The 24,933-nt window shown below is 75.2% G+C and carries 26 protein-coding genes; 16 read left to right on the forward strand and 10 right to left on the reverse strand.

The window, feature by feature from the left end:
- The 3 genes from ABD944_RS33240 to ABD944_RS33250 all read left to right on the forward strand — a co-directional run.
- Window positions 1-448: helix-turn-helix transcriptional regulator (locus ABD944_RS33240; RefSeq protein WP_345183527.1), on the forward strand; the 448-nt coding region annotated here is incomplete at its 5' end.
- Between the two features lie 134 nt (window positions 449-582).
- Window positions 583-1,677: an alpha/beta hydrolase gene (locus ABD944_RS33245; protein WP_345183529.1), complete on the forward strand. Its 1,095-nt coding sequence runs from the start codon at window positions 583-585 to the stop codon at window positions 1,675-1,677.
- A gap of 3 nt (window positions 1,678-1,680) precedes the next feature.
- Entirely contained in the window at window positions 1,681-4,098 is a 2,418-nt protein-coding gene (locus ABD944_RS33250; RefSeq protein WP_345183532.1) for a GMC oxidoreductase, read from the forward strand.
- A 126-nt stretch (window positions 4,099-4,224) separates the two neighbouring features.
- Here ABD944_RS33250 and ABD944_RS33255 read toward each other — a convergent pair whose 3' ends face one another.
- Window positions 4,225-4,674 (reverse strand): SRPBCC family protein, encoded by a 450-nt coding sequence (locus tag ABD944_RS33255; RefSeq protein WP_345183534.1) that lies wholly within the window; start codon window positions 4,672-4,674, stop codon window positions 4,225-4,227.
- 52 nt (window positions 4,675-4,726) lie between these two features.
- Window positions 4,727-5,290: a CGNR zinc finger domain-containing protein gene (locus ABD944_RS33260; RefSeq protein WP_345183536.1), complete on the reverse strand. Its 564-nt coding sequence runs from the start codon at window positions 5,288-5,290 to the stop codon at window positions 4,727-4,729.
- Window positions 5,291-5,360: 70 nt separating this feature from the next.
- On the opposite strand from ABD944_RS33260, the gene ABD944_RS33265 reads away from it, so the two are divergent.
- Complete coding sequence (locus ABD944_RS33265; RefSeq protein ID WP_345183538.1) at window positions 5,361-6,137, forward strand: class I SAM-dependent methyltransferase; 777 nt, start codon at window positions 5,361-5,363, stop codon at window positions 6,135-6,137.
- A 16-nt stretch (window positions 6,138-6,153) separates the two neighbouring features.
- On the opposite strand, the gene ABD944_RS33270 is transcribed toward ABD944_RS33265, so the two are convergent.
- Window positions 6,154-6,579, reverse strand: coding sequence for a PPOX class F420-dependent oxidoreductase (locus ABD944_RS33270; RefSeq protein WP_345183540.1), 426 nt, complete (start codon window positions 6,577-6,579; stop codon window positions 6,154-6,156).
- Window positions 6,580-6,643: 64 nt separating this feature from the next.
- The gene (locus ABD944_RS33275; RefSeq protein WP_345183542.1) at window positions 6,644-7,309 is read right to left on the reverse strand and encodes a hypothetical protein; all 666 of its coding nucleotides are present in this window, start codon (window positions 7,307-7,309) and stop codon (window positions 6,644-6,646) included.
- A 330-nt stretch (window positions 7,310-7,639) separates the two neighbouring features.
- Between ABD944_RS33275 and ABD944_RS33280 the strand changes: the two genes are divergently transcribed.
- The 3 genes from ABD944_RS33280 to ABD944_RS33290 are packed head-to-tail and all read left to right on the forward strand — an operon-like array spanning window position 7,640 to window position 9,742.
- Complete coding sequence (locus ABD944_RS33280) at window positions 7,640-8,236, forward strand: sigma-70 family RNA polymerase sigma factor (RefSeq protein ID WP_425550323.1); 597 nt, start codon at window positions 7,640-7,642, stop codon at window positions 8,234-8,236.
- The gene (locus tag ABD944_RS33285) at window positions 8,233-8,958 is read left to right on the forward strand and encodes a zf-HC2 domain-containing protein (RefSeq protein WP_345183544.1); all 726 of its coding nucleotides are present in this window, start codon (window positions 8,233-8,235) and stop codon (window positions 8,956-8,958) included. Before ABD944_RS33280 ends, ABD944_RS33285 begins: the two co-directional genes overlap by 4 nt.
- A 58-nt stretch (window positions 8,959-9,016) precedes the next feature.
- The gene (locus ABD944_RS33290) at window positions 9,017-9,742 is read left to right on the forward strand and encodes a hypothetical protein (protein ID WP_345183546.1); all 726 of its coding nucleotides are present in this window, start codon (window positions 9,017-9,019) and stop codon (window positions 9,740-9,742) included.
- On the opposite strand, the gene ABD944_RS33295 is transcribed toward ABD944_RS33290, so the two are convergent.
- Window positions 9,739-10,518, reverse strand: coding sequence for an ABC transporter permease (locus tag ABD944_RS33295; RefSeq protein WP_345183668.1), 780 nt, complete (start codon window positions 10,516-10,518; stop codon window positions 9,739-9,741). The two genes, ABD944_RS33290 and ABD944_RS33295, sit on opposite strands and share 4 nt — an antisense overlap.
- A gap of 11 nt (window positions 10,519-10,529) precedes the next feature.
- Window positions 10,530-11,486, reverse strand: coding sequence for an ATP-binding cassette domain-containing protein (locus tag ABD944_RS33300; RefSeq protein WP_345183548.1), 957 nt, complete (start codon window positions 11,484-11,486; stop codon window positions 10,530-10,532).
- Between the two features lie 93 nt (window positions 11,487-11,579).
- Here ABD944_RS33300 and ABD944_RS33305 point away from each other — a divergent pair, with 93 nt between their 5' ends.
- A complete protein-coding gene (locus tag ABD944_RS33305) occupies window positions 11,580-12,329 on the forward strand; it encodes a TetR/AcrR family transcriptional regulator (RefSeq protein WP_345183550.1) in 750 nt (249 codons plus the stop codon).
- On the opposite strand, the gene hrpB is transcribed toward ABD944_RS33305, so the two are convergent.
- Window positions 12,316-14,823 carry an ATP-dependent helicase HrpB gene (gene hrpB / locus ABD944_RS33310; RefSeq protein WP_345183552.1) on the reverse strand — a complete coding sequence of 836 codons (2,508 nt, stop codon included), beginning with the start codon at window positions 14,821-14,823 and terminating at the stop codon, window positions 12,316-12,318. The two genes, ABD944_RS33305 and hrpB, sit on opposite strands and share 14 nt — an antisense overlap.
- 287 nt (window positions 14,824-15,110) lie before the next feature.
- On the opposite strand from hrpB, the gene ABD944_RS33315 reads away from it, so the two are divergent.
- The gene (locus ABD944_RS33315; RefSeq protein WP_345183554.1) at window positions 15,111-15,878 is read left to right on the forward strand and encodes an NERD domain-containing protein; all 768 of its coding nucleotides are present in this window, start codon (window positions 15,111-15,113) and stop codon (window positions 15,876-15,878) included.
- 55 nt (window positions 15,879-15,933) lie between these two features.
- On the opposite strand, the gene ABD944_RS33320 is transcribed toward ABD944_RS33315, so the two are convergent.
- Window positions 15,934-16,341, reverse strand: a complete 408-nt coding sequence (locus ABD944_RS33320; protein WP_345183670.1) for a hypothetical protein — start codon at window positions 16,339-16,341, stop codon at window positions 15,934-15,936.
- 172 nt (window positions 16,342-16,513) lie between these two features.
- Entirely contained in the window at window positions 16,514-16,879 is a 366-nt protein-coding gene (locus ABD944_RS33325; RefSeq protein WP_345183556.1) for a hypothetical protein, read from the reverse strand.
- 99 nt (window positions 16,880-16,978) lie between these two features.
- Here ABD944_RS33325 and ABD944_RS33330 point away from each other — a divergent pair, with 99 nt between their 5' ends.
- Window positions 16,979-17,701, forward strand: a complete 723-nt coding sequence (locus tag ABD944_RS33330) for a histidine phosphatase family protein (protein WP_345183558.1) — start codon at window positions 16,979-16,981, stop codon at window positions 17,699-17,701.
- On the opposite strand, the gene ABD944_RS33335 is transcribed toward ABD944_RS33330, so the two are convergent.
- Entirely contained in the window at window positions 17,685-19,175 is a 1,491-nt protein-coding gene (locus tag ABD944_RS33335) for a GAF domain-containing protein (protein ID WP_345183560.1), read from the reverse strand. The two genes, ABD944_RS33330 and ABD944_RS33335, sit on opposite strands and share 17 nt — an antisense overlap.
- 228 nt (window positions 19,176-19,403) lie before the next feature.
- Here ABD944_RS33335 and ABD944_RS33340 point away from each other — a divergent pair, with 228 nt between their 5' ends.
- The 6 genes from ABD944_RS33340 (at window position 19,404) to ABD944_RS33365 (ending at window position 24,872) form a co-directional block, all read left to right on the forward strand.
- On the forward strand, window positions 19,404-19,589 hold the full coding sequence (locus tag ABD944_RS33340; protein WP_345183562.1) for a hypothetical protein: 186 nt from the start codon (window positions 19,404-19,406) through the stop codon (window positions 19,587-19,589).
- Window positions 19,590-19,663: 74 nt separating this feature from the next.
- On the forward strand, window positions 19,664-20,227 hold the full coding sequence (locus ABD944_RS33345) for a hypothetical protein (protein ID WP_345183564.1): 564 nt from the start codon (window positions 19,664-19,666) through the stop codon (window positions 20,225-20,227).
- 34 nt (window positions 20,228-20,261) lie between these two features.
- Window positions 20,262-21,320 carry a threonine aldolase family protein gene (locus tag ABD944_RS33350; RefSeq protein ID WP_345183566.1) on the forward strand — a complete coding sequence of 353 codons (1,059 nt, stop codon included), beginning with the start codon at window positions 20,262-20,264 and terminating at the stop codon, window positions 21,318-21,320.
- Window positions 21,321-21,420: 100 nt separating this feature from the next.
- On the forward strand, window positions 21,421-22,614 hold the full coding sequence (locus ABD944_RS33355) for a thiolase C-terminal domain-containing protein (RefSeq protein ID WP_345183568.1): 1,194 nt from the start codon (window positions 21,421-21,423) through the stop codon (window positions 22,612-22,614).
- Between the two features lie 199 nt (window positions 22,615-22,813).
- Entirely contained in the window at window positions 22,814-23,734 is a 921-nt protein-coding gene (locus ABD944_RS33360; RefSeq protein ID WP_345183570.1) for an oxygenase MpaB family protein, read from the forward strand.
- A gap of 91 nt (window positions 23,735-23,825) precedes the next feature.
- Window positions 23,826-24,872, forward strand: a complete 1,047-nt coding sequence (locus ABD944_RS33365; RefSeq protein ID WP_345183572.1) for a lysylphosphatidylglycerol synthase transmembrane domain-containing protein — start codon at window positions 23,826-23,828, stop codon at window positions 24,870-24,872.
- Window positions 24,873-24,933 lie beyond the last annotated feature (61 nt).

Genomic DNA, 24,933 nt, shown 5'->3' on the forward strand with positions numbered 1-24,933 from the left:
GGCGGAGGCCGCCGACCTGCTCGCCAAGGCGGGGCGGCGGCCCGAGGCCGGCCGCGCCGAACTGGCCGCCGGGCTCGCGCACGCCGCCGCGGGCGACCGGTCCCGCGCCCGGGACCGGCTGCGCGCCGCCGCCGAGGTCTTCGAGTCGTGCGGGATGAAGGGGCTGCTGGCGCAGGTCGTCCGCGAGCAGCGGCGGCTCGGTGTCCGGGTGCCCTCCCCCGGGACGCCCGCACGCGGCGCCAAGGGCAGGAAGGACCTGCCGTTCGGGCTCTCCCCGCGCGAGCACGAGATCGCGCTGCTGGTCGCCGAGGGCAACAGCAACCAGCAGATCGCCGAGCGGCTGTACCTCAGCGTCCGGACGGTCGAGACCCACCTCTCCCGCGTCTTCGGCAAGATCGGCGTGTCCTCCCGGGTCGGCGTCGCGACCGCGATGAACCGTTCCGAGTAGATCTGACTCTTACTTCACGTACGTCCCGTACGTCCGGTGGGTGCGCCCGCACCCGTAAGTACGGGTTCTCCACGATGCCGCGCCGATATCTGCGTTTGGCAGGGTTGGACCGTCAGGAAGCGGAGGAGATCGACATGGAGCAGCAGCGGATCGCGCGCTTCACGCACGCGGGCGTCGCCGACGCCGAGGTGTCCGCGCACCCCTTCGCGACCGAGGACGGCCTCGGCCTTAACCTCACCCGGTTCCGCCGGAGCGACTGCGACGACGTCGTCCTGCTGGTGCACGGGCTGACCACGTCCAGCGACATGTACATCATGCCGGAGCACGCCAACCTGGTGAACCACCTGCACGACGCCGGGTTCGGCGACGTGTGGGCGGCCGACCTGCGGATCAGCGGCCGGTTCCCCTACAACGCCGAGGCCTCGCGCCACGACCTGGACGCCATCGCGCTCTACGACCACCCGGCGATGCTCGCCGAGCTGCGGCGCCACGTCGGCGACCGGCGGATCCACGTGATCTCCCACTGCGTGGGCGCGATCTCGTTCTCGATGGCGCTGTTCGCCGCCACCGTCACCGGCGTCACCAGCCTGGTCTGCAACAGCGTCTCGCTCACCCCGCGCACCCCGCGCTGGTCGAAGATCAAGCTCGGCTACGGGCCGGCCCTCATGGAGTACGTGCTCGGGCCCTGCCACCTGGACCCCCGGTACGCGAACGCTCCGGTGCTGACGCGCGGCTGGATGCTCGCCAAGGCCGTCGCCCCGTTCCACCGCGAGTGCGACGAGCCGGCCTGCCACATGCTCAGCTTCATGTGGGGCGGCGGACAACCGATCTTCACGCACGGCAAGATGTCGCCGGTCACGCACGGCCGGCTGCCCGACCTGTTCGGGGCCTGCAACGTCAACTACTACCGGCACCTCCACGCGATGGTGAAGGCGGGCCGCGCGGTGAAGCGCCACCCGCGCGACCCCCGCTCGGCCGCGCTGCCGGACGACTACCTGTCGCGCGCCGCCACGGTCACGACGCCGATCCTGTTCCTCACCGGAGACCGCAACCACGTGTTCACCGATTCCAACATCGTCTGCCACCGCGCCCTGGAGAAGATCACTCCCGGGCTGCACGAGCTGGCGGTCCTGCCCGGCTACGGCCACCAGGATCCGTTCATGGGGGCCGCCTCCGCGACCGAGGTGTTCCCGCAGGTCGTGGACTTCCTCAAGCGGAAGGCGGGCTGAGCGATGAGCGAAGGCGGCGGCGCGGCCGAGCACGTCGACGCGGTCGTGGTCGGATCCGGATTCGGCGGATCCGTCACCGCGTACCGGCTGGCGGAGGCCGGGCAGCGGGTCGTCCTGCTGGAGCGCGGGCAGCCGTACCCGCCCGGCAGCTTCCCGCGCTCCCCCGCCGAGTTGGGGCGGGCGTTCTGGGACCCCGACGCCGGCCTGTACGGGATGTACGACGTGTGGGGGTTCAAGGGCTGCGACTCCGTCGTGTCCTCCGGCCTCGGCGGCGGCTCCCTGATCTACGCGAACGTGCTGCTGCGCAAGGACGAGCGCTGGTTCGTGCACGACCGGCCGGGGCCCGGCGGGGGGCACGAGCCGTGGCCGGTCTCGCGCGCCGACCTGGACCCGCACTACGACGCCGTCGAGCGGATGATGGGCGCGACGCCGTACCCGCTGGACCAGGTCCCTTACGACGACACCCCGAAGACGCACGCGATGCAGGACGCGGCGGCCGAGCTCGGCCTGCACAGCACGCTGCCGCCGCTCGCGGTCAGCTTCGCGCCGGAGCCGGGCGGCACGCCCGGGGTGAGCCTGCCGATCGCCGACCCCGCGTACGGCAACCTGCACGGCGCCCGCCGCCGGACGTGCAAGCTGTGCGGCGAGTGCGACATCGGCTGCAACGAGGGCTCCAAGAACAGCCTCGACCACAACTACCTGTCGGCGGCGGCGCACCACGGCGCCGACATCCGCACCTCCCACGAGGTGAAGGCGATCCGGCCGCGGCGGGGCGGCGGGTACGAGGTCGACTACGTCCACCACACGGACCTGTCCGCCCGCAAGCGCCGCCTGCCGATCCGGACGATCACGTGCGACCGGCTGGTGCTGGGCGCCGGCACGTACGGCACCACGTACCTGCTGCTGAAGTCCCGCGCGGCGTTCCCCGGCCTCAGCTCGGCGCTCGGCACCCGTTTCTGCGGCAACGGCGACCTGCTGACGTTCCTGATGCGGGCCAAGGACCGCAACCGGGTCCGCCCGCTCAACGCCAGCCGCGGGCCGGTGATCACCACGGCGATCCGGCTGCCGGACGACCTGGACGGCGTGCCCGGCGCGGGCCGCGGCGCCTACATCCAGGACGGCGGCTACCCCGGTTTCACCGACTGGATCGTGAACGGCTTCGACGTCCGCGGCGAGTTCGAGCGCGCGGTGGAGTTCCTGTGGGGCCGGTTCCGGGAGTTCTTCAAGGACGCGCCGGACACCAACCTGTCCGAGGAGCTCTCGGACCTGATCGGCGACGGGGCGCTGACGGTCAGCTCGCTGCCGCTGCTCGGCATGGGCCGCGAGACCGCCGACGGGCGGCTGCACCTGCGGGACGGCCGGCTCGCCGCCGACTGGAACGCGCGGACCAGCGAGGAGCTGTTCAACCGCGTCCGCAAGACGATGCGGGGGATCGCGGACGTGCTCGGCGCCGACTACGCCGACAACCCGATGTGGTTCCGCAAGCGCATCATCACCGTCCATCCGCTGGGCGGCGCCCCCATGGGCGGCCACCCGGGCGAAGGCGTCTGCGACGCCTTCGGCGAGGTGTTCGGGTTCCCGGGCCTCTACATCGCCGACGGGGCGGCGATGCCCGGCCCGGTGGGCCCGAACCCCTCGCTGACGATCGCCGCGCAGGCCGACCGGCTGGCCACGCGGCTGCTGGAGAGGACCGCCCCGCCCGCCACGGGGGCCGAGCCGGCCGGGGGAGCCGGCTCGCCAGGCGGGGCGGGGAACGGCTCGGCGTACGGCCCCGCATCGGGGAGCCGCGGTGGGACACGGGGACCGTCCACCGCGGTCGCGGGCCGTACGTCGCTGTCGTTCACCGAGGAGATGAAGGGGTTCGTCACCTACGGGGAGTCCGACACGCGGATCGGCGAGCTGGCCGAGGGGCGCCTGCCCCTGTCGTTCCGCCTGACGATCACCGCGGCGGACACCGACCGCTTCCTGGCCGAGGCGGACCACGAGGCGACGGCCGCCGGATGGGTCGACGCGACGGGGCACGGGGGGCGCCGGCCGGTCGAGCGGGGCACGTTCAACCTGTTCGTCGCGGACGGGCCCGAGGACCGGCGGCTGATGAAGTACCGGCTGTTCTACACCGACGGCGAGGGGCGGCGGCGCACGCTGAGCGGGCGCAAGAACGTCCTGCACGGGCCGCCGACGCGGATCTGGCCGGACACCTCCACCCTCTACGTGCGGCTGCTGGACGGGCACGTCGCCGAGGACGAGGAGGACGGCGCGCCGGTCGTCGCGGCGGGCGTGCTGCACATCCAGCTGACCGACTTCGCGCGGCAGCTGACGACCTTCCGCGCGACGGGTCCCGACGGGGCGGGCCGGCTGCTCGACTTCGGCCGGTTCTTCGCCGGGGAGCTGTGGGAGGTCTACGGTCCCGACCCCGCCTGAGGGGTCCATGGTCGTGCAGGCCGAGGGAACTGCGGGGTGCTCTCGGCCTGCACCTTTTCTGCCGGAGGTCGTGCGGGGGGTCGCACGGCCTCCGGCTCACGTCCCTCCCCGCGGGCCCGGACGCGGTCAGATGCCCTCGGCCTTGCGGGCGGGGCAGTCCGGCGGGCAGTGCTCGACGTGGGCGGGCAGCCATCGGGCGAAGGCCTTCAGCATCTGCCGGATCCCGAAGCCGACGATCGGGCCGGTGCCGGGGATCAGCGGCTCGAACGTCGCCTCCCAGCGCAGGAACGTGCCGGCGTCCCGGCGCTCCAGCCGGACGTCCGACCGGTAGCTGCGCACGGGCAGGCCCGACAGCGCGACGTACCCGAAGTGCTCGTAGGGCTCGTAGGCGACGGTCCGCTCGCTGGCCGGCCAGATCTTCTTGACCGTCCCGACGCCGTAGGGGGCGGTGTCGCCCGCGCGCGCCCGCCGCGCCGGGGTGGGGAACCTGCCCCAGGCGCCCCACGCCTCGGGGACGGCCAGGTGCCGGAAGAGGTCCTCGGGCGAGGCGGCGGTGGTGGCGGTGGCCTGGATCATCGCCACACGCTACAGGCACGCCCGCGAAACCGGCAGGCCCAGCCGGGGCCCGTCAGGACGACTGCGCGCGGGCGCGGAACGCGGCGGCCTTGACCCGGTTCTGGCAGGCGGTGGAGCAGAAGCGGCGGGTGCCGTTGCGGGAGGTGTCGACGTAGACGCGGTCGCAGTTGGGGGCGGTGCAGACGCCCAGGCGGTCGTGCATCTCGCTGCCGATGACGATGGCGAGGCCGGTGGCGCAGGGGCCGGCCCAGTCGTTCTCGTCGGCTCCGTGGTAGTGGACGTGCCACGGGTGTCCGTCGTGGCGCTCCAGGCGGGGCCGGGCCTCGGTCGTCTCCAGGAGCCGGTTGACCTGCTCGGCGGCGCCGTCGACGTCGCCTGCGGCGACGGCGTCGAACACCACGCGCAGTTCGCGCGCGACGGCGGCGAGCGCGGGCAGTTCGGACTCGGCGGCGCGCGAGCCGCGCCCGACGCGCTGGAGGACGTCGGTGACGGCGGCGGCGAGCGCGGGCGGCGGGGGCGGGGTGTAGGCGCGGCCGCGCCGCTCCCCCGGGGTCAGCTCGTTGACGAGGCCGGCGGCCGCCTGCACCACCGCATCGGTATGACTGTTGAACTCCACTTGACCGGTTACGCCTTCCGGGTTCAGAATGTGACTGTCCAAAGCTTATACGACAGTCACAGGAAGGGTCATGACCATGCTCGACCACGAGGTCGCGAGCGCCTGGACCGCCCGCTGGGACGTCCAGCAGGAGGGCTACGTCCCCGACCGCGAGGAGCGGTTCACCGCCATCGTCGACGCCCTGGAGGCCGCGACCGGGCGGCCCGACCCGCTCGTCCTCGACCTCGGCTGCGGGCCGGGCTCGCTCGCCGGCCGGATCCTGGACCGCGTCCCCGGCGCGACCGTGGTCGCGGTGGACGCCGACCCGCTGCTGCTGTCGCTCGGCCGCGCCGCGCACGCCGGCCGGCCGGGTCTGGCCTTCACCGAGCTGGACCTGCGCGAGCCCGGCTGGGCGGCGCGGCTGCGGCTGGACCGGCAGGCCGACGCCGCCGTCAGCACGACCGCCCTGCACTGGCTGTCGGCCGCGCAGCTGCGCGTCGCCTACGGCGAGCTCGCGCGCGTGCTGCGCCCGCGCGGCCTGTTCCTCAACGGCGACAACCTCGGAGTGGAGGACCGCACGCCGGGCCTCGCGGCCCTCGACGTCGCCCTGCGCGAGCGCGAGCGGGCGCGCCGGTTCGGCGGGGACCGCCCCGAGGGCTGGGACCAGTGGTGGGACGCGGTCGCCGCCGATCCCGGCCTCGCCGGGCTGCGATCGCTGGCCCGCGACGAGACGACCGGCCACCACGGCTCGGAGTCGGCGCTGCTGTCCACCCATGTCGAGGCGCTGCGCGAGGCGGGCTTCGACGAGGTCGGGACGCTCTGGCAGCGCGGCGACAACCGCCTCCTCGCCGCCCTGCTGGGGGCCTAGCCGCGCCCGGCCGCCGTCAGTGCGCCTGCCCGTAGAGACGTTCGACGTGCAGGCGGACGACGAGGCGGCCGTCCTCGACCATGACGCGGCGGTACTCGTCCCAGTCGGGGTGCTCGCCGGGGATGTCCCGGTACACCTCGACGAGCTCCTCGACGGCGGCGTCGTCCGGATCGGCGGCGACCGCCGTGAGCTCGGCGGTGCCCTCGGCGACCACCCACGACCAGCCGTCCGGCGAACCGACGTGCAGGCTCGCGCGCGGGTCGCGGGCCAGGTTGCGGGCCTTGGCCCGGTCGGCGGTGATCGAGATCCGGACGAGCCGGCGTTCCTCGTCGTAGTGGTAGTTGATCGTGGACAGCTGGGGCCGCCCGTCGCCCTTGAGGGTGGCCAGCACTCCGATGTCCCGTCCCGCCAGGAGTTTCACCAGCGCCGCTTCGTCCGCCATCGTCGCCTCCATCGGTCGTCGGTCCTACCTGCGTCAACCCCTGGGCGGGCCGGTCGCTTCCCGGTCAGTTCAGGGCGAGGGCCGGGAACTCGAGGACGCGGGCGGACCGGGAGCCCGGCCCGCCCGCGTCCTCGCCCGCGTCCTCGCGGGCGGCGCGGCCGGTGAGGATGTGGCCGCGGAACACCGCGCCCTTCGCCGCGACCTTGACGGCGCGGAAGCCTCGCGGCGGCAGGGCGCAGAACCCGGTCCGCACGACGTCGTCGAACAGCGAGTCCGACACGACGTAGGCGAGGTCGCGGTCCGCGTCGTCGGCCAGCATGCGGCGCAGCGGCGCCGCGTCCAGCAGCCGCTGGACGACGATGGGCGCGTCGCCCGCGGGGCCGAACGGCCCGGCCGTGAGCGTGCCGTGGTGCAGCGAGAGCCGGACGCGCAGGCGGAAGCGGCCGGCGTCCCGGTTGACCTCGCGCAGCGCCCCGTCGAGGAGGATGACGAACTCGCCGGCCACCGACGCCGGGTCGACGCCCTCCGGCAGCGTGGCGAGCTCGCCGTCCCCGCCGACCTGCTTGTCCCAGCCCGCGCGGTCGAGGCCGACGCCGCGGGCGGCGCCGTCGAGCGCCTCCGTCAGCAGCCGCTGCGCGCGCAGCTGCTCGCGCGTGTCGCGCCGGCTGTACCCCTGGATGTCCACCGCCAGCAGCAGGCGGTAGCTGAGCTGGACTTCCCCGTTCTCCATCACCATGCCGATCCCCGCCCTCGGTCTCTGTGGGCAAATGGGCCCGATGCCCGCATTCGCTCCAAAGCGTGGAGTGAGCGTTGCCCGGCGAAGGTTCCGATGCGCGGGTCGGAGTCTCGCCTCCCGTACGCACCCTGAGACGCACCTCGGCGATCCCTGGGACTGGACGGTAAGGAAAAGGTGGCGAACAAGTAAGAGCCATTGCGGAAAATCCCCCACGAAACGGCCTCGGTTGAACCGCGCGGCGCGGGGTCCCGTACTGCCTCCCAACGTGACACCCACGGTCACCGCGTCGCCCCGCACCCCCTCGCACCCCCGCCGGAGACCCCGATGGCCCACAGATCACCGGCCGCCTCGGCCACCCGCGAACGCCCTCCCGGACCGTGGAGCTGGTTCCGCGGCCCGCGGCCCTCCGGCGGCGTGGACGACCAGGTGATCGTGACCGAGCTGTACCGCGTGTACGGCCGCCCCCTGCTGTCGTTCGTCCTGCGCCTCACCGGCGGCGACCGGCACTGGGCCGAGGACGTCGTCCAGGAGACGATGATCCGCGCCTGGCGCAGCGCGCACCAGCTCGACGAGAACGCGACGTCGCTGCTGCCCTGGCTCGCGACGGTCGCCCGCCGGATCGTCATCGACGACCAGCGCCGCAAGAACGCACGGCCGCAGGAGGCGGGCGAGGGCCCGCTGGAGAACATGCGCGTGCCCGACGGGTTGGAGGATCTGCTGCGCTCCGTCGTCGTGTCCGAAGCCCTCCTCGCCCTGTCCCCCGCCCACCGAGAGATCCTCAACGAGACCTTCTTCCGGGACCGCTCGGTGAACGAGGCCGCCAGGCATCTCGGGATCCCCGTGGGCACCGTGAAGTCCCGGGTCTACTACGCGCTCCGGGCACTGCGCGTCGCCCTGGAGGAGAGGGGCGTGACGCCATGAGAGCGCCGGACATGCCGCACGTCGACGTCGGCGCCTACGCCCTCGGCCTGCTGGAGGAGCCCGACCGCCGCGCGTTCGAGGCGCACCTGGCGACGTGCTTCTCCTGCCACGAGGAGCTCGGCGCGCTGAGCGGGATCGCCCAGACCCTGGACGGCATCGGCCCGATCGCCGACCCGGCGGAGGCGATGCCCGCGCCGCCCGAGCCGGCGGCGGTCACCGACCTGATCCGGCACCGGATCCGGCGGGAGCGGCGGCACCGGACCGCGCGGGCGCTGGCCGCGGCCGCCGCCGGGGTCGTGCTGCTCGGCGGGGCGCTCGGCGCCGGGTACACGCTCGGCGCCGACCGCGGCTCCGCCGCCTCCGCGCCGGACGGCGGGACCGCCCAGCTGCTGCGGGACGGCCGGGCGATGTCGGCGACCGACGCCGGCACCGGCGTCACCGGGACGGTCGCGACGCAGCGGAAGGCGTGGGGGAGCCGGGTCGCGCTGCGCCTCAGCAAGGTCGACGGGCCGCTCGCGTGCGAACTGGTCGCCGTGGACCGGCGGGGCAGGGCGCACACCGTCGTCGGCTGGTCCGTCCCCGAGAAGGGCTACGGCCTGCCCGGCTCGCCGCAGCCCCAGCTGGCGCTGCAGGGCGGCACGGCGCTGCGGCCCCAGGAGATCAGCCGGTTCGAGGTCCGCACGATCGGCGAGGGCCGCACGCTGCTGACCGTCCCGGCGTAGGCCCCGCCTCCCGGAACGCGCGGCCGGGCCGCTCCCCCGCGTCTCATAGGCTGAGGCCGTGAGTGCGACCCGACCGTCCGCCGGTCCCGAGCTGATGCTGCCGGGGCTCGGCGAGGTGTACGCGGCCTACGTCCGGGAGGCCGGCGCCCTGCCCGCGCAGCCCGGCGCGCTGCAGGCCGAGATGTGGACGTCGGCGCAGCTCGGCGGCCTGGAGGCGGCGGCCCCGCACGACGCCGCCCGGCGCGCCGCGCTCGGCGACCTGATCGGCTGCCTGCACGCGGCGGCCACCCCGGGCGCGCGGGCCTTCCTGCGGGCGCTCGCCGCGATCGGCCCCGCCGAGGGGCGCGGCGCCGCGGCCCGCGCCGCCGACCGCCTCGCCGGCGTCCCGGCGGCGCCCTGGGAGGACTCGCTCGGACGGGTCGTCCCCGGGCAGGCGTGGCTGATCCAGGAGGGGCCGCTCGACGGCGACCGCCTGGTCTGCGAGTTCCGCTACGAGGGCGCCGGCACCGCCGGGATGCACGCCCTCGCCGTCCGGCTCTCCTACGGCGACGCCCCCGCCGAGATCGTGGTCGTCGGGGACGTCCCGGCGCTGATGGCCGCGGCGCGGCAGGCCATGCAGGCCGAGCTGTGCGTCGTGCAGCCGCACGACGCTGCGGCCGTGGGCGCGAGGCTCCGCGCCGCGCTCGGCGCCGGGCGCGGTGGCGAGCGCGGCGCGGAGCCCCTGCCCGAGGCGTGCTACCCGGCGCTGGCGCTGGCCCGGCACCGGGCGTCCCTCCTGCCCTAGCGGCCGAGGGCGCGGTAGCGGCGGACCGACAGCGGGAAGAACACCGCCGCGATCACCAGCGGCCACACGACCGCCATCAGCACGCTGTGCTGCGCCGCCCACGACCCGCCGGCCACGGGCTCGCCGAACAGCTCCCGGCACGCCGTCACGGTCGCCGACATGGGGTTCCACTCGGCCACCGCGCCGAGCCAGCCCGGCATCGTGCTCGGCGCCACCAGGGCGCTGGACAGGAACCCGATCGGCCACACCAGGATCTGCACGGCCGCCACCGACTCCGGCCCCTTGGCGACCAGGCCGAGGTAGACGCCGAGCCAGACCAGCGAGAAGCGCAGCAGCAGCAGGAGGCCGAGCCCCGCGAGGGCCCTGCCCGCGCCGTCGTGGACGCGCCAGCCGATCAGCACGCCGCAGGCCGCCATCACGGCCAGCGCGACGACCGAGTGCAGCATGTCGGCGGTGGCCCGGCCCACGACGACGGCGGACGAGGCCATCGGCATCGACCGGAACCGGTCGGTCACCCCCTTGCTCGCGTCGCTGGCTATCGCGGCGAACGTCGTCTCGACCCCGAACGCCATCGTCAGCGCGAACATGCCGGGGACGATGAACGCCCGGTAGCTGCCGCCGCCGGGGACGTCCATCTGCCCGCCGAACAGGTAGCCCATCATCAGCACGACCATCACCGGGAACAGCAGCCCGACGGCGACCTCGCCCGGCTTGCGCGCCCAGTGGGCCAGGGCGCGGTTGGTCAGCACCCACCCGTCGGCCGCGGCCCACCTCATCGTCCGGACGCTCAAAGAACGGCCTCCTTCTTCTCCGTGAGGTGCAGGAACACCTCGTCCAGCGTCGGGCGGCGAAGGCCGATGTCGGCGACCGCGACGCCCGCCTCGTCCAGGGCCCGGACGGCCTCGGTCAGCGCGGCGGCCCGCCCCGACACCGGCGCCCCGACCCGCAGGGCCTCGGCGTCGACGTCCGCCTCGCCGTTCGCGACCCGGCCGACGATCTCGGCGGCGGCGGCGAGGTCCCCGGGGTCGTCCACGACGACCTCGACGCGGTCGCCGCCGAGCCGCGCCTTGAGCTCGTCGGGGGCGCCCTCGGCGATGACGCGGCCGTGGTCGATCACCGAGACGCCGGAGGCGAGCCGGTCGGCCTCCTCCAGGTACTGGGTGGTGAGCAGGACGGTCGTGCCGCCGTCCACCAGGTCGCGGATCGCGTCCCACACCTCGCCCCGGCTGCGCGGGTCGAGGCCGGTGGTCGGCTCGTCCAGGAACAGCACGGGCGGCGCGAGGATCATCGACGCGGCCAGGTCGAGGCGCCGCCGCATGCCCCCCGAGTACTCCCCCGCGGGCTTGGCGGCGGCGTCGGTGAGCCGGAACCGCTCCAGCAGCTCGTCCGCCCGCCGCCGCGCCCGCGCGGCGCCGAGGTGGTGCAGGCGGCCGAACATGACGAGGTTCTGCCGCCCGCCGAGCACCTCGTCGACCGCCGCGTGCTGCCCGACGAGCCCGATGCGGCGCCGCACCTCGACCGCGTCGCGGACCACGTCGTGCCCGGCGACGCGGGCGACGCCGCCGTCCGGCCGGGCCAGCGTGGTCAGGATCCGGACGGCGGTGGTCTTGCCCGCGCCGTTCGGGCCGAGCAGGCCGTGCACGGTCCCGGCGGGGACGCGCAGGTTCAGCCCGGCGAGGGCCTCGGTGCCGCCGTAGCGCTTGCGCAGCCCCTCGGCGACGACCGCGAACCGTGGTTCCGTCACCCGTCCTCCAAAACTATGTACGCAGTACGGATTTACCATCGCGGCCAATATAACGTACGCAGTACAGAGTTTCATCCCTGAGAGGATCGGCCGGTGACCGAGTACAGCGGGGCGGGCGACCCCAGACGCACCCTGGAGCTGCTGTGGGGGGTGCGGGAGCGCCCCAGGCGCGGGCCCAAGCCGCGGCTGACCGCGGAGGAGATCGTCCGGGCGGCGATCCGGCTGGCCGACGCCGAGGGCCTGGACGGGCTGTCGATCCGCCGCATCGCCGAGGACCTGGGCGTCTCCCCCATGTCGATCTACACCTACGTGCCGGGCAAGGCGGAGCTCGTCGACGTCATGGTCGACCGCGCGTTCGCCGAGCTGGAGCCCCCCGCCCACGACTCCTGGCGGGCCCGCCTGGAGCACATCGCCCGCGACAACTGGGCGCTGTTCCACCGGCACCCGTGGCTGCTGCAGATCACCACGGTCCGGCCGCCGCTCGGCCCGAACACGTGCGCCAAGTTCGAGTACGAGCTGCGCGCCGTGGACGGCCTCGGCCTCAGCGACGTGGAGATGGACTCGGTCGTCGCGCTCGTGACCGGCTTCGCCGAGAGCGCCGCCCGCGTGTCGGTCAACGCCGCCGAGGCCGAGCGCCGCAGCGGCATGACCGACGAGCAGTGGTGGGAGGCGAGCGCCCCCCTCCTGGAGACGCTGGTGAACGAGGACGACTACCCGCTCGGCACCCGCGTGGGCGCCGCCGTCGGGTACAAGTACGGCTCCGCCGTCGCGCCCGGGCGCGCCTTCGAGTTCGGCCTCGCCCGCGTCCTGGACGGCATCGAGGCGCTGATCAGCTCCCGCTAGCCCGCCGGGTCCGCTTCGTCGGCACGGCCCGCGCCGGGTCCTCGGGCCACGGGTGCTTGGGGTAGCGGCCGCGCAGCTCGGCCCGGACCGCCCGGTACCCCTCGCCCCAGAACGAGGCCAGATCCGCGGTGACCGCCGCGGGGCGCCCCGCCGGCGACAGCAGGTGCACCACCAGGGGCACCCGCCCCCCGGCGAGCCGCGGCGCCGCGTCCCACCCGAACAGCTCCTGCAGCTTCACGGCGAGGACGGGGCGCTCTCCCGAGTAGTCGACCCGGATCCGCGACCCCGACGGGACCTCGATCCGCTCGGGCGCGTACTCCTCCAGCCGCTTCGCCAGGTCCCAAGGCAGCAGGCCGCGCAGCAGTCCGGCGACGTCGACCCGCGCCAGGTCGGCCCGACGCCGCGCGCCCGACAGCCACTCCGGCGCCCGCTCCAGCAGCGCCGCGTCGTCGACGGCGGGCCACGGCTCCCCGAGGGCCGCGCGCAGGAACGCCAGCCGCTCGCGCAGCGCGACGGCCGCCGGCGTCCAGCGCAGCAGCCCGAGCCCCTCCGCGCGCACGCCGTCCAGCAGGGCGGCGCGCACGAGACCGGGGTCGGGGTCGCGCAGCGGCCGCGCCTCCAGCTCGATCGCGCCGAGCCGCTCGACGCGGCGCGCCACCACGTCCCCGTCGCGCCACACGACCTCCTCGGCCGTCTCCACCAGCGGCGCCGCCGCGGACCGCGCGACCTCCTCGTCGATCACCACGGCCTGCCGCACCCGCGCCGACGCCGACCCGGCGGGACGGTCGGCCGCCGCGACCGCGAGCCAGCCGGGCCGCGCCCCGGCCAGTGCCGACCCCTCCGCCAGCTCGGCCCCCGTCCCGGAGGCCATCAGGTAGCCGCTCCCCCGCCGCGCCCGCGCGACCCGCTCCGGGAACGCCAGCGCCACCACGGTCCCCGCGACGCGGTCGTCGCCGATCCCCGGCGGGGCCCCGGCGTCCGCGGTGAGCGACCTCTGGAGGCGGGCCGCCTCGTCGCGCCAGCGCGCCGCGTGCGGGTCGGCGGGGCGGCTCCGGACGCGCAGGCCGCGCCAGCCGGCGGTGAGGTCATCGCCCGCCGACCGGGGCGGCGGCTCGGAGAGCAGGGCGACGATCTGCGCCGCGTCGCGGGCGCCGACCCGCTGGGCGCCGCCCAGGAGGGCGCGGGCCAGGCGGGGGTGCAGGCCGACGCGGGCCAGCCGGCGGCCGCGGTCGGTGGCGCGGCCGTCCCGCAGGGCTCCGAGGGCGTGCAGGGTGGAGCGGGCGGCGTCCATCGCGGCGGCCGGGGGCGGGTCGGGCAGGGCGAGGCCGGTCGCGCCGGGGTCGCCCCAGCAGGCCGCCTGGAGGGCGAAGCCGGTCAGGTCCGCCAGCTCGATCTCGGGGCGAGGACGGGCCGGGAGCCGGTCGTGCTCGGCCTGCGTCCAGCACCGGTAGACGGCGCCGGGGGCCTCGCGCCCGGCGCGCCCGGCGCGCTGGTCGGCGGTGGCGCGGGACGCGCGGACGGTGGTGAGCGAGCCGAGGCCGCGGGCGTGGTCGGTGCGCGGCTCGCGGGCGAGGCCGGAGTCGACGACCGCGCGGACGCCGGGAACGGTGAGGCTCGACTCGGCCACCGAGGTCGCGAGGACGATCCGGCGGCGCGACGCGGGCGCGAGCACCTCGTCCTGCACGCGCCCCGGCGCCTGGCCGTGGATCTGCAGGATCTCGGCGGGCGCGCCGGCCAGCAGCCCGGCGACGCGGGTGATCTCGCCGACCCCCGGCAGGAAGCACAGGACGTCGCCGTCGCGCTCGGCCAGCGCCCGGCGGGCGGTCGCGGCGACGTGCGCGAGGAACCCCGGGTCGACGCGCATGCCGTGCGGCGGCGGGAGGGGGCGCGGCGGCGGCGCCCAGACCGTCTCGACCGGATGGAGCGCCGCCGCGGTCTCCACGACCGGGGCGCCGCCGAGCAGGCGCGACCACGGGCCGGTGTCGGCGGTCGCCGACGCGGCGACCAGGCGCAGGTCGGGGCGCAGCGCGGCGCGGACGTCGAGCAGGAACGCCAGCGCGGTGTCGGCGTCCAGGTGCCGCTCGTGGCACTCGTCCAGGATCACCGTGCCGACGCCGTCGAGCTCGGGGTCGGACTGGAGGCGCTGCAGGACCACGCCCGTGGTCACGACCTCGACGCGGGAACCGGGGCGGGTCTCGCCGCGGACGGTGACGCCGACCCGGCCGCCGACGCGTTCGCCGAGGAGCCAGGCCATGCGGCGCGCGGCGGCGCGGGCGGCGAGGCGGCGGGGCTCCAGGACCAGGACCCTGCCGGGCGCGGGCGGGGCGCCCTGACCCTGCGCGAGGGCGAGCCCGGCGAGGGCGAGCGGGACCAGGGTGGTCTTCCCGGTGCCGGGCGGCGCCGCCAGGACGGCCGCGCCGTGCTCGTCCAGAGCCGCGCGCAGGGCGGGGACGGCCTGGCGGACGGGGAGGCCTTCGGCGGCGCTGAGGTGCATCGTCCCAGTCTGCCGCGCCGCTCGCGCCCCGGAGCAAACAATTGCAATGAAAAGGGCCTTGAATCTTGCGGTGATAGTTGCACCGCGCCTTTCAGCCAATCTCGGGGGGCTCTTCTCCGGTGTTCCCCGAATCGTCTCACCCAATCACACCCGAACGGGCAGGTGAGCAATGTCCCAGGCCCAAGAAGTGGCGCGGAAGTTTGATTTAAGTCACCTCGCAAAGTGTGGCGGGAATGCCGGAGCATCCCCATACTGGTGGCGTCTAAGCAGGTGCTGGGAGGACGGACATGTTCGGCAGCTCCATCTACCTCAGGGACCGCCCCGCTTTCACCGGCGGTTCGCCGCAGGCGGTGTACGAGGAACTCTGGCAGCGGGGCCGAAAAGGACGATTGCGGACACGCGCCTTTCTGGCGGCGGCGACGCTCGTGCTGTGCGGGCTGCTCGTCAACGCCGTTTTCGGAATCGCGATGGCCGTTCTGGTGGCGACAGCTGACACGCTCGTCCATTGGCGCATTTACAGCGCGTCGCGGGTGTGGCGCCTCGGGCTGCGCGGCGACCAGCGCATGGACCGGTTCCTGCGCTACACGCTGGAGCGGCGCGGGCACCGCGTGCTGCACGCCCGGACGGTTCCCGGGCACGGCATCGCCGACGAACTGGTGGTCGGGCCCGGCGGCGTCTGGCTCGTGCACAACGAGGCGTGGTCGCCCGGGGCCGAGGTCTCCCAGCACGGCGGCAGGCTCTTCATCGACGGCCGGACGCAGACCAAGCTCGTCCGCGGGCTGACCGCGCGGGCCGAGGCCGCCGCGGAGGCGGTCTCCCGCGCCGCCGGGACGCCGGTGTCGGTGACGCCGGTGCTGGCCGTGCACGGCGGCAAGCTCGCCCGCACGCCGTTCACCGCCGACGGCATCGTGTTCGCCCCGCCGCTGAAGCTGATCCGCTGGATGCGCCGCAACCCGACCGCCGACCGCTCCCCCGAGGAGATCGAGGCGATCGCCCGGGCCGCCGTGCGCGCCCTGCCGGTCGGCTCCCCCAGCTCGGCGCACGCCGCGGCGTGACCGGCCCCTCTGGCAGGAGGACGGCATGACCCACAGACACCTGTGGCCGGAGGGCTCACACGCCGCCGCTCACAGGGCGCCCACCGCCCGCGGGGGTTCCGCCACCTCTGCGGGCGGTGCGGCGCAGCCACAGCAGACCCACGACGGGCAGGATCAGAGGCACGAACCCGTAACCGCGCCCGTAGACGGACCAGACGGTCTCGTCGGGGAACGCGGCGCGGTCGGCGATGCTGAGCGTGCCCACGGCGAGCACGCCCGCCAGCTCCGTCGCGCAGGCGGCGACTGCGATCCGGAACGAGGTCCGGCCGCCCCGGGCCAGGGCCACCGTCGCCACGACGTAGACGGCGGCGGCGACCGCCGACAGCAGGTAGGCGACCGGCGCGTCGGAGAAGCGGGTGGCGATCTGCACCCCCGCCCGCGCACCGGCCGCGAGCGCGAAGACCGCGTAGACGGCGACCAGCAGCCGTCCCGGCCCACCGGCGGTGGCGCCGGGCCGGGCACCGCCGCCCGTGCGGGCCTCGGCGCCGGCGCGGGCGCCGTCGTCCGCGCGGGCCAGCGGCTCCCGGACCGCGGTCTCGGGGACGGGCGCGTCCTCGCGGACGGGCTCGGTCTCGCGGACGGGCTCGTGTTCGGGGTCAGGCACCGGTGCCGCTCCACAGCTGGTTCATCCGCACGATCATGACGGCGACGGCCACCCCGGCCACGACGAGCACCGTGGGGCCCCACCGGGTGCGCTCCAGCAGCCCCCACCCGGCGCCGGCGACGGGGATCAGCAGCGACCCCAGCAGGTAGCCGACGAAGGTGGCGGGGCCCTCCGGCCCCTCGCCGCCGGAGAGCTTGACGAAGGCGACCACGGCCTGCGCGACCAGCAGCACCTCCAGGACGCCGAACGCGCCGAGGTCGGCGGCGCCCATCGCCCGGCCGCGCAGCGCCGTCACCAGCGCGTAGCCGGCGGCCAGGAGCGCCACCACGATGGTCGTGGCGGACAGCACGTTCGTCACGGCACCAAAGAGTACTACCGGCTGTAGAGCAACCGCGCCGCCGCCCGGCGGGCCCCGGCTCCGGCGGCGCGGGATCGGGAAGCCGCCGGGCATGGCAGCATGGCGGGCGTGAACGCGCTGCGATGGCTGACCCTGACCCGCCACGGAGAGAGCACCGGCAACCTCGCCTACCAGGCCGTCCTCGGCACCGACGCCGAGGAGGTCGACATCCCCGAGCGGGACGCCGACGTCCCGCTGTCGGACACCGGGCGGGCGCAGGCGGCGGCGCTCGGCCGCTGGCTGGAGGACCTCCCCGAGGACGAGCGCCCCACGACGGTGATCGCCTCCCCCTACGTGCGCGCGCTCGACACCGCCCGGATCGCGCTCGCCGAGACGACCTTCGCCGCCCCGCGGATCCAGGTGGACGAGCGGATCCGCGACCGCGAGCAGGGCATCCTGCAGGGGCTCACCCCCCGCGGCGTCCGCGCGCGGTTCCCGGAAGAGGCCGACCGGCTGCGCCACCTCGGCAAGTTCTACCACCGCCCGCCCGGCGGCGAGTCGTGGGCCGACCTGGCGCTGCGGCTGCGCAGCTTCTACCGCGACCTGCAGACCGGCGCCCCCGGCGGCCGGGCCCTGGTCGTCGCCCACGACGCGATCATCGTCATGACCCGCTACCTGGTGGAGGAGCTGACCGAGGCGGAGGTCATGCGGATCGAGAAGGAGCCCGTCGCCAACGCGTCGGTCACCCGCTGGCGCCACGACGGGAGCGGCCTCGCGGCCGTCTGCTACAACGACTGCGCCCACCTCGCCGCCGCGGTGCCGCCTCCTACGGCTCGCCGCTGAGCAGCCGGGCGCTGCGCGAGGTCACGGCGGCCAGCCGCGGATCCCCCGGCGGCAGGACGCCCCGCAGCCGCTCCAGCGCCTCCAGGTCGCCGCGCCCCGGCTCGGTCTGCGCGTAGGCCCACAGCACGTCGGCGCCGCCGCCGTCGAGCACCTGCCGCCGGACGCGCACCGTCAGCTCGTCGCGTTCCGCGCGGACGGCGGGCGCGTCCGAGCGCGGCAGCAACTCGCCCCCGTACAACCGCACGGCACCGGCGACGTCCCCCTCGTCGAGCATCCGCCGGACGGCGAGGAAGTCGGCGTCGACGGCGCAGCCCAGCCGGTAGGGGCGGGCGCGCACCACGTCGCCGAACTGGTGGCGGAGCCGGTGGATCTCCGGGCGGACGGTCGCCGCGCTGCCCTCGTCGCCGTACAGGCACAGCGACAGCCGGTCCCCGCTGAGGCCCCGCGGATGCAGCGCCAGCAGCGCGAGGATCTCGGCGTGCCGCAGCGTCAGGTCGAACCGCCGCCCGTCCAGCAGCGCGTGCGGCCCGTCGCCCAGCAGCGCCAGCGTCAGCAGCGGCGCCTCGGCGACCACGGGCCTGGCCGCCAGGCCGCGCCCGGACCGGGCGCCGTCGTCGACCCGGCCCCGCGCCCCCGGGATCCGCAGCAGGAACGCCTCGCCCAGGGGCTCGGCGACGGCGGTGCGGCCGTCCGGCAGCTCGACCGTCCCGCCGGGCTCGGGGACGGCGACGCGCCGGCCGACCAGCCCGCCCGCCGGCGCGGCGAGGATGCGGCCGGTGACGGTGGCGAGCACGCCGGTGCCGCGCAGCCCCCGCAGATGCGGCAGGAGCCGCTCGCGCAGCCGCTGGTCGCGCACCAGCATCTCGTTCTCCAGCCGCGCCTCGGCCAGCCGCGCCGCGGCGGCGACGAGCGCGACGGTCGCCGGGTGCAGCGCCTGCACCGTCGCGCTGACGTCGATGCAGCCGACCACGCGCCCCGAGTCGGGGTCGGTGATCGGCGCGCCGGCGCACGACCAGCGGTGCAGGACGTGCGCGACGTGCTCGGCGGCGTACACGTACTCGGGCCGGCCGGAGGCGAGCGCGGTGCCGATGCCGTTGGTCCCGACGGCGTCCTCCGACCACAGGAAGCCCGCGGTCAGGCCGATGGCCTCGGCGGCGCGGCGGGCGAAGGCCGGGCCCTGCGTCCACAGCACGTGCCCGGCGGCGTCGGTGATCACCATCAGGTGCTCGGTCTCGTCGGCGACCCGCCGCAGCAGCGCCTGGAGCATCGGCAGGTGCGGTTCGAGGGGGTGGACGCCGCGGGCGTCGGCCAGGGAGTCCCGGTCGAACACCAGGGGCGCCGCGTCCATGCCCGCGTCGACGTCGGCGTCTTGGGAGCGCCGCCACGACTCGGCGATCGGCGTCCGGACGGTCCCCGGCTCGCGCACCACCATCAGCCCTTTCTCCCGGAGCGACATCCGGCTCCGTTCGAGCATCGGTCCATCGCCTGGGCGGTGCAACCGATTCGCCGGATCCCGCCTGACCGGATCACGGCACGGTCCGTGACCGGATGATCGCAACGTGCATGCAACGTGGGAGCGCCTACCGTGAGCGGCGCCGGGGAGCCGGAGGACCATCCCGTGGGTCCGCCGTCCCGCACGCGTCCGGGGGGAATGCGTGCGGGACGGCCTCCGCTCCCGGCGCTACGGGGGGAGAACCGACCCATGCTCTGCCTGACGTGCCACCGCGTCCGACCGGCCGCCAGCCGGGCGGACTACACCGCCGAACGCGCCTCGCTCATCGTGCGGCAGGGGCTGTGCGCCTGCGGCGCTCCGCCCGGCCCGCGCGCCTTTCCGGACGAGCGGCCGCCCGTCCGCGAGGCCGCGCGGACCGCCGAGATAAACCGGTGAGTTCACAAAACGTTCACGGTCGATTCGCCTACAGTTTAAGGAGATTCCACCCGCCGGCCCCGGAAGGGAGCGCCATGACCGTGATACCGGGTCTCGTCCGCCGCGCCGCCGCCGAGGTGGAGCGCCATCTGCGCGAGGGCGCCGGCGCCCTCGTCAGGGCCGGTCGAGATCTGGAGCGGTCGGCGGAGATCGTCCTGCTGCTCCCCGCCCTCGTCGAGCGTCTGTCGATCCTAGAGCAGTCGGTCCGCGTCCAGGACGCCGAGCTGCGCACGATCCGCACCGAGCTCGACTCGCTGGTCGAGCAGCTCAACGACCGGCTGCTGCCGCGCCTGGACGAGCGCATGGACGACACCGAGCGCGACCTGGCCGCCATCGCCACCAGCCTGATCCGGACCGGCCGCGAGTCCGCCGGCGACCACGCCCGGCTGGAGGCCACCGAGCGGCGCGTCGCCGACCTGCGCGCCAAGGTCGCGGCGCTGGAGCAGCGGACCGGGCTGTGGCGCGACCTGCAGTCCACCGTCACCCGGTTCGGCGACGACCTCGACGCGATGCGCGCCCGGATGGCGCTGCGCACGGCCGAGCCGCCGCCGGACGCCGCGCCCGCCCCGCTCCAGGACCTCACCGACCGCCCGGCATAAGGGGACATCGGCGGACGTCCTGGAGAATGGGGGCATGACTCAGCCGTCCGACATCCGTCCGTCCGCCGCGCGCGGTTTCGCCAGCGACAACCAGGCGAGCGTCCACCCGGAGGTCCTCGCGGCCCTGGCCGAGGTCAACACCGGGCACCAGCCCGCCTACGGCGACGACGCCGTCACCGGCCGGCTCCGCGAGGTCGTCCGGCGCCACTTCGGCGAGCAGGCCGAGGTGTATCCCGTCTTCAACGGGACGGGCGCGAACGTGGTGTCGCTACAGGCGATGTCGGAGCGGTGGAGCGCGGTGGTGTGCCCGGAGTCGGCGCACATCAACACCGACGAGTGCGGCGCCTCCGAGAAGATCGCGGGGCTGAAGCTCGTCACGGCGCCGGCCCCGGACGGCAAGCTCACCCCCGAACTGGTGGACCGGTACGCGACGGGCTTCGGCAACATCCAGCGGCGGGAGCCGGCCGTCGTGTCGATCACCCAGAGCACCGAGCTCGGCACCGTCTACACCGCGCGGGAGACGGCGGCCGTGGCGGCGGCGGCGCACGAGCGCGGCCTGTCGGTCCACATGGACGGCGCCCGCATCGCCAACGCCGCCGCGTCCCTCGGCCTGCCGCTGCGCGCCCTCACCACCGACGCGGGCGTGGACGTGCTGTCGTTCGGCGGCACCAAGAACGGGCTGCTGCTCGGCGAGGCGATCGTCGTGCTGAACCCGGGCGCCGTGCGGGGGCTGGCCTACCTGCGCAAGTCGAGCATGCAGCTGGCGTCCAAGATGCGGTACGTGTCGGCGCAGCTCATCGCGCTGCTGGACGGCGACCTGTGGCTGCGCAACGCCGCGCACGCCAACGCCATGGCCCGCCGCCTGGAGGACGCCGCCCGCGCCGTCCCCGGCGTCGAGATCACCCAGGCCGTGCAGGCCAACACGGTGTTCGCGCTCATGCCGAAGGACGCGGCCGAGCGGCTGCGCAAGCGGTTCCCCTTCTACACCTGGGACGAGGCGACCGGCGAGGTCCGCTGGGTCTGCTCCTTCGACACGACCGAGGACGACGTGGACGCGTTCGCCGCCGCGCTCGCCGAGGAGACGGCGGGCTGACCGGCCCGGCCATCCCGATCATCGGGAGCGCCCCCGCCCGCCGGCTGGGCCGCGGGCTATGGTGTGACCGAACAGGATTCGGTTACAGGAGGCGAGCCCGATGGCCAACCGCACCTTCGTCGTCGGCGTGGGCATGACCAAGTTCGAGAAGCCCGGCTCCCGCGACTGGGAGTACCCCGACATGGCCAAGGAGGCCGTCGGCCACGCCCTGGAGGACGCGGGCGTCGGCTACGACGCCGTCGAGGCGGCCTACGCCGGCTCGATGTACGGATCGATGGGGCAGCGCGCCCTCTACGAGACCGGCATGACCGGCATCCCCGTCATGACCGTCATGAACGCGTGCGCGACCGGGTCCAGCGCGCTGTACCTCGCCCGCCAGGCCGTGCGCGGCGGCCTCGCCGACTGCGCCCTCGCGCTCGGCATGGAGAAGATGAAGAAGGGCTCGCTCGGCGCCGGCATGGGCGAGTCCAAGGTCACCATCATCGACCACCACCTGCGCTCCATGACCGCGGGCCGCGAGTGGGAGCTGGACAAGGCGCCCATGCCGCAGATGTTCGGCAACGCCGGACGCGAGCACATGGAGAAGTACGGCTCGACCCCCGACCACTACGCCTGGATCGGCTGGAAGAACCACAAGCACTCGGTCAACAACCCCTACGCGCAGTTCCAGACCGAGTACTCCCTCGACGACGTCAAGAACGCCACGATGATCTTCGACCCGCTGACCAAGCTCCAGTGCTCCCCCACCTCCGACGGCGCCGCAGCCGCGCTCGTCGTCAGCGAGCGGTTCCTGGACGAGCACGACCTGTGGGACCAGGCCGTCGAGATCGCCGGCCACCACATCGCGAGCGACACCGGGGAGAGCTTCGCCGACCACTCCTCCATCCAGGTCGTCGGCTTCGGCGTCTCCCAGCGCGCCGCCCGCAAGGCGATGGACGAGGCCCAGGTGTCCATCGACGACGTCGACGTCATCGAACTGCACGACTGCTTCAGCGCCAACGAGCTCATCACCTACGAGGCGCTCGGCATGGCCGAGGTCGGCGAGGGCCACAAGCTCGTCGACGACGAGGCCACCACTTACGGCGGCAAGTGGGTCGTCAACCCCTCCGGCGGCCTCATCTCCAAGGGCCACCCCCTCGGCGCCACCGGCCTCGCCCAGTGCGCCGAGCTGACCTGGCAGCTGCGCGGCAAGGCCGGCGCCCGCCAGGTGGACGGCGCCCGCGTCGCCCTCCAGCACAACATCGGCCTCGGCAGCGCCTGCGCCGTCGCCGTGTACAAGCCCGCCACCGCCTGACCCCGCGGGACGGGCACAGGGCCAGGGCCGTTCGCCCCGTCCCTCCGCACGAGGCTCGGCTAGGCCTCACGAGGAGGGACGGGGCGAACCCGTCCCGGGCCGCGGCGGCCGCCGGCCGGGCACGCGATTGTGCGACAAACATTGACATTTGTCTCACAGTCGTTACGGTGACGGTAAGCAACCGCCGGCAGGAGGTGCGATGCCCGCCCCGCCCCCGCCCCCCACGGTCGTCGCCGCCGCCGCCCGCAGGCCCGCCCGCACGGCCGCCCGCGCCCCGCTCGGCCCCGGCACGCTCCTCTGGCGGCACGCCGCCGACCTGCGCTCCCTGCTCCCCGGCGCCGCCGCCGGGCTGATGCAGCTCATGCACCCCGGCATCGGCGCCGGCGTCACCGAGCACTCCGCGTTCTTCGACGCCCCCTTCGACCGGATCCACCGGTCCGTCCCGCAGATCTGGGCGACGATCCTCGCCCCGGACGGCGCCGCCCGCGCCCGCACCATCCGCGACCTGCACCGCGCCATCGGCGGCGTGGACGAGCGCGCCCGCCGGTACCACGCCCTCGAACCCGAGACGTTCTGGTGGGCGCACGCCACGTTCACCTGGGAGATCTTCAAGGCCGCCGAGACCTTCCACCCCGGCACGCTCACCGCCGAGGACCACGAGCAGATGTACGCCGAGACCGTCACCTGGTACTCCCGCTACGGCGTCAGCATGCGGCCCGTCCCCGCCGACTACGCCGCCTTCCAGTCCAGGTTCTGGCACATCTGCACCCGCACGCTCGAACTCACCCCCGCCGCCGCCCGCGCCCTGGAGATCGCCAAGCACGGCTCCGACACCGTCACCCTGCTGCCCGTCGGCGGCCCCCGGATCGACCGCGCCGGGCGCCTCGCCATCGAGCGCCCGCTCCGACTGATCACCTTCGGCTGCCTGCCGCAGGTCGTCCGCGACCGCTTCGACATCCCCTGGTCCCCGCTCGACCAGGCCCGGTTCGCCGCCCTCGCCCTGGCCAACCGGCAGGGCTACCGCATGATGCCCACCGGACTCAACCACTGGGCCCTGCGCAGCATGCTCCGCTACATCGGCGCCCAGACCCGTCAGGACCGCTACCGCCCGGCCGCCTGAGCGGCGCCTCCCTCCCGCAGGTCACGCAACGTTCTTGTCGAAGGGGTCCGGAGGTCGCATGCGCTTCAGCCGGGTCATCGGACACTGAGGCGTGGAGACGATCACAGCCGGCGCCGTCCCCGCGGCGGTCGCCAAGCTCCCAGGCCTCGGCGCCGACGCCGCGGCGCCGTCCCTCGTCCGCCGGATCCACCGGGCCCGCTGGGCGGTCGCCGGACTCCTCCTGACCGTCCTCACCGCCGCCCTCCTGACGACCGCCGGGCCGCTGCGACCGGCCCTCGCCGCCCTCGGCCACATGCGCTGGGGGTTCCTTCCGGTCCTGGTCCTGCTGTCCCTGCTGCACTACGTCTGCTCCGCGGTCGCGCTGCGCGGCGCGGCGGGCCGCCCGCTCCCCCTGGTCAGGACGACGATGACGCAGCTCACCGCGTCGGCCGCCAACCGCGTCACGCCCGGGGGCCTCGGCGCCGCGGCCGTCAACACCCGCTACCTCGTGTGCCGCGGCCTGCCGCTACCCCGCGCCGCCGTCGCCGTGGCGGTCCTCCAGGTCGCCGGCGTCCCCGCCGACCTTCTGCTGACGGGCGCGGTCCTCGGCCTCGGCGCCGTCCTGGCCCCGGGCGGCGGGAACGACCGGATGCTGGACGCCCTCGGCCACCACGCCTCCCGGGCCGCCGGCCTCGTGCCGCCCCTCCCGCTGCTCATGGCCGTCGGCGTGTTGCTGCCGGCCGCCGTGCTGTGGGGCCGCCGGGCGGTCCGCTCCGCCGCGGCCCGCAGCGCCGCGGCCGGGCTCGCCGACCTGTGCCGCCGCCCGCGCGACCTCGCGGTCACCCTCGCCGCGTCCGCGGGGACCACGCTCGTCCTCGGCGTCGCGTTCGCCCTCGGCGTCCTCGCCGTCCCCGGGACGGCGGTGGGCCCCGCCGACGCGCCGGCGCTCATCGCCGCCTACCTGGTGGGGGCCGCGGCGGGCTCGGCCGTCCCGACGCCCGGCGGCGTCGGCTCCACCGAGGCCGCCCTCGTCGCCGCGCTCGCCGCCCTCGGGATCGCCGCGGGCCCGGCCCTGCACGCCGTCCTGCTCTTCCGGGCGGTCACGTTCTGGGCGCCCGTCCCGCTGGGCATCCTGGCCTGCCGGACACTCCGGCGGTGACTCCCTCATCGTGCTCGGCACGCGTGCAGCCCTCCCTCGTCGCGCGAGGAAGGGCCGCCGG

This window comes from Actinomadura verrucosospora (assembly GCF_039540335.1).
GTDB lineage: Bacteria > Actinomycetota > Actinomycetes > Streptosporangiales > Streptosporangiaceae > Spirillospora > Spirillospora verrucosospora.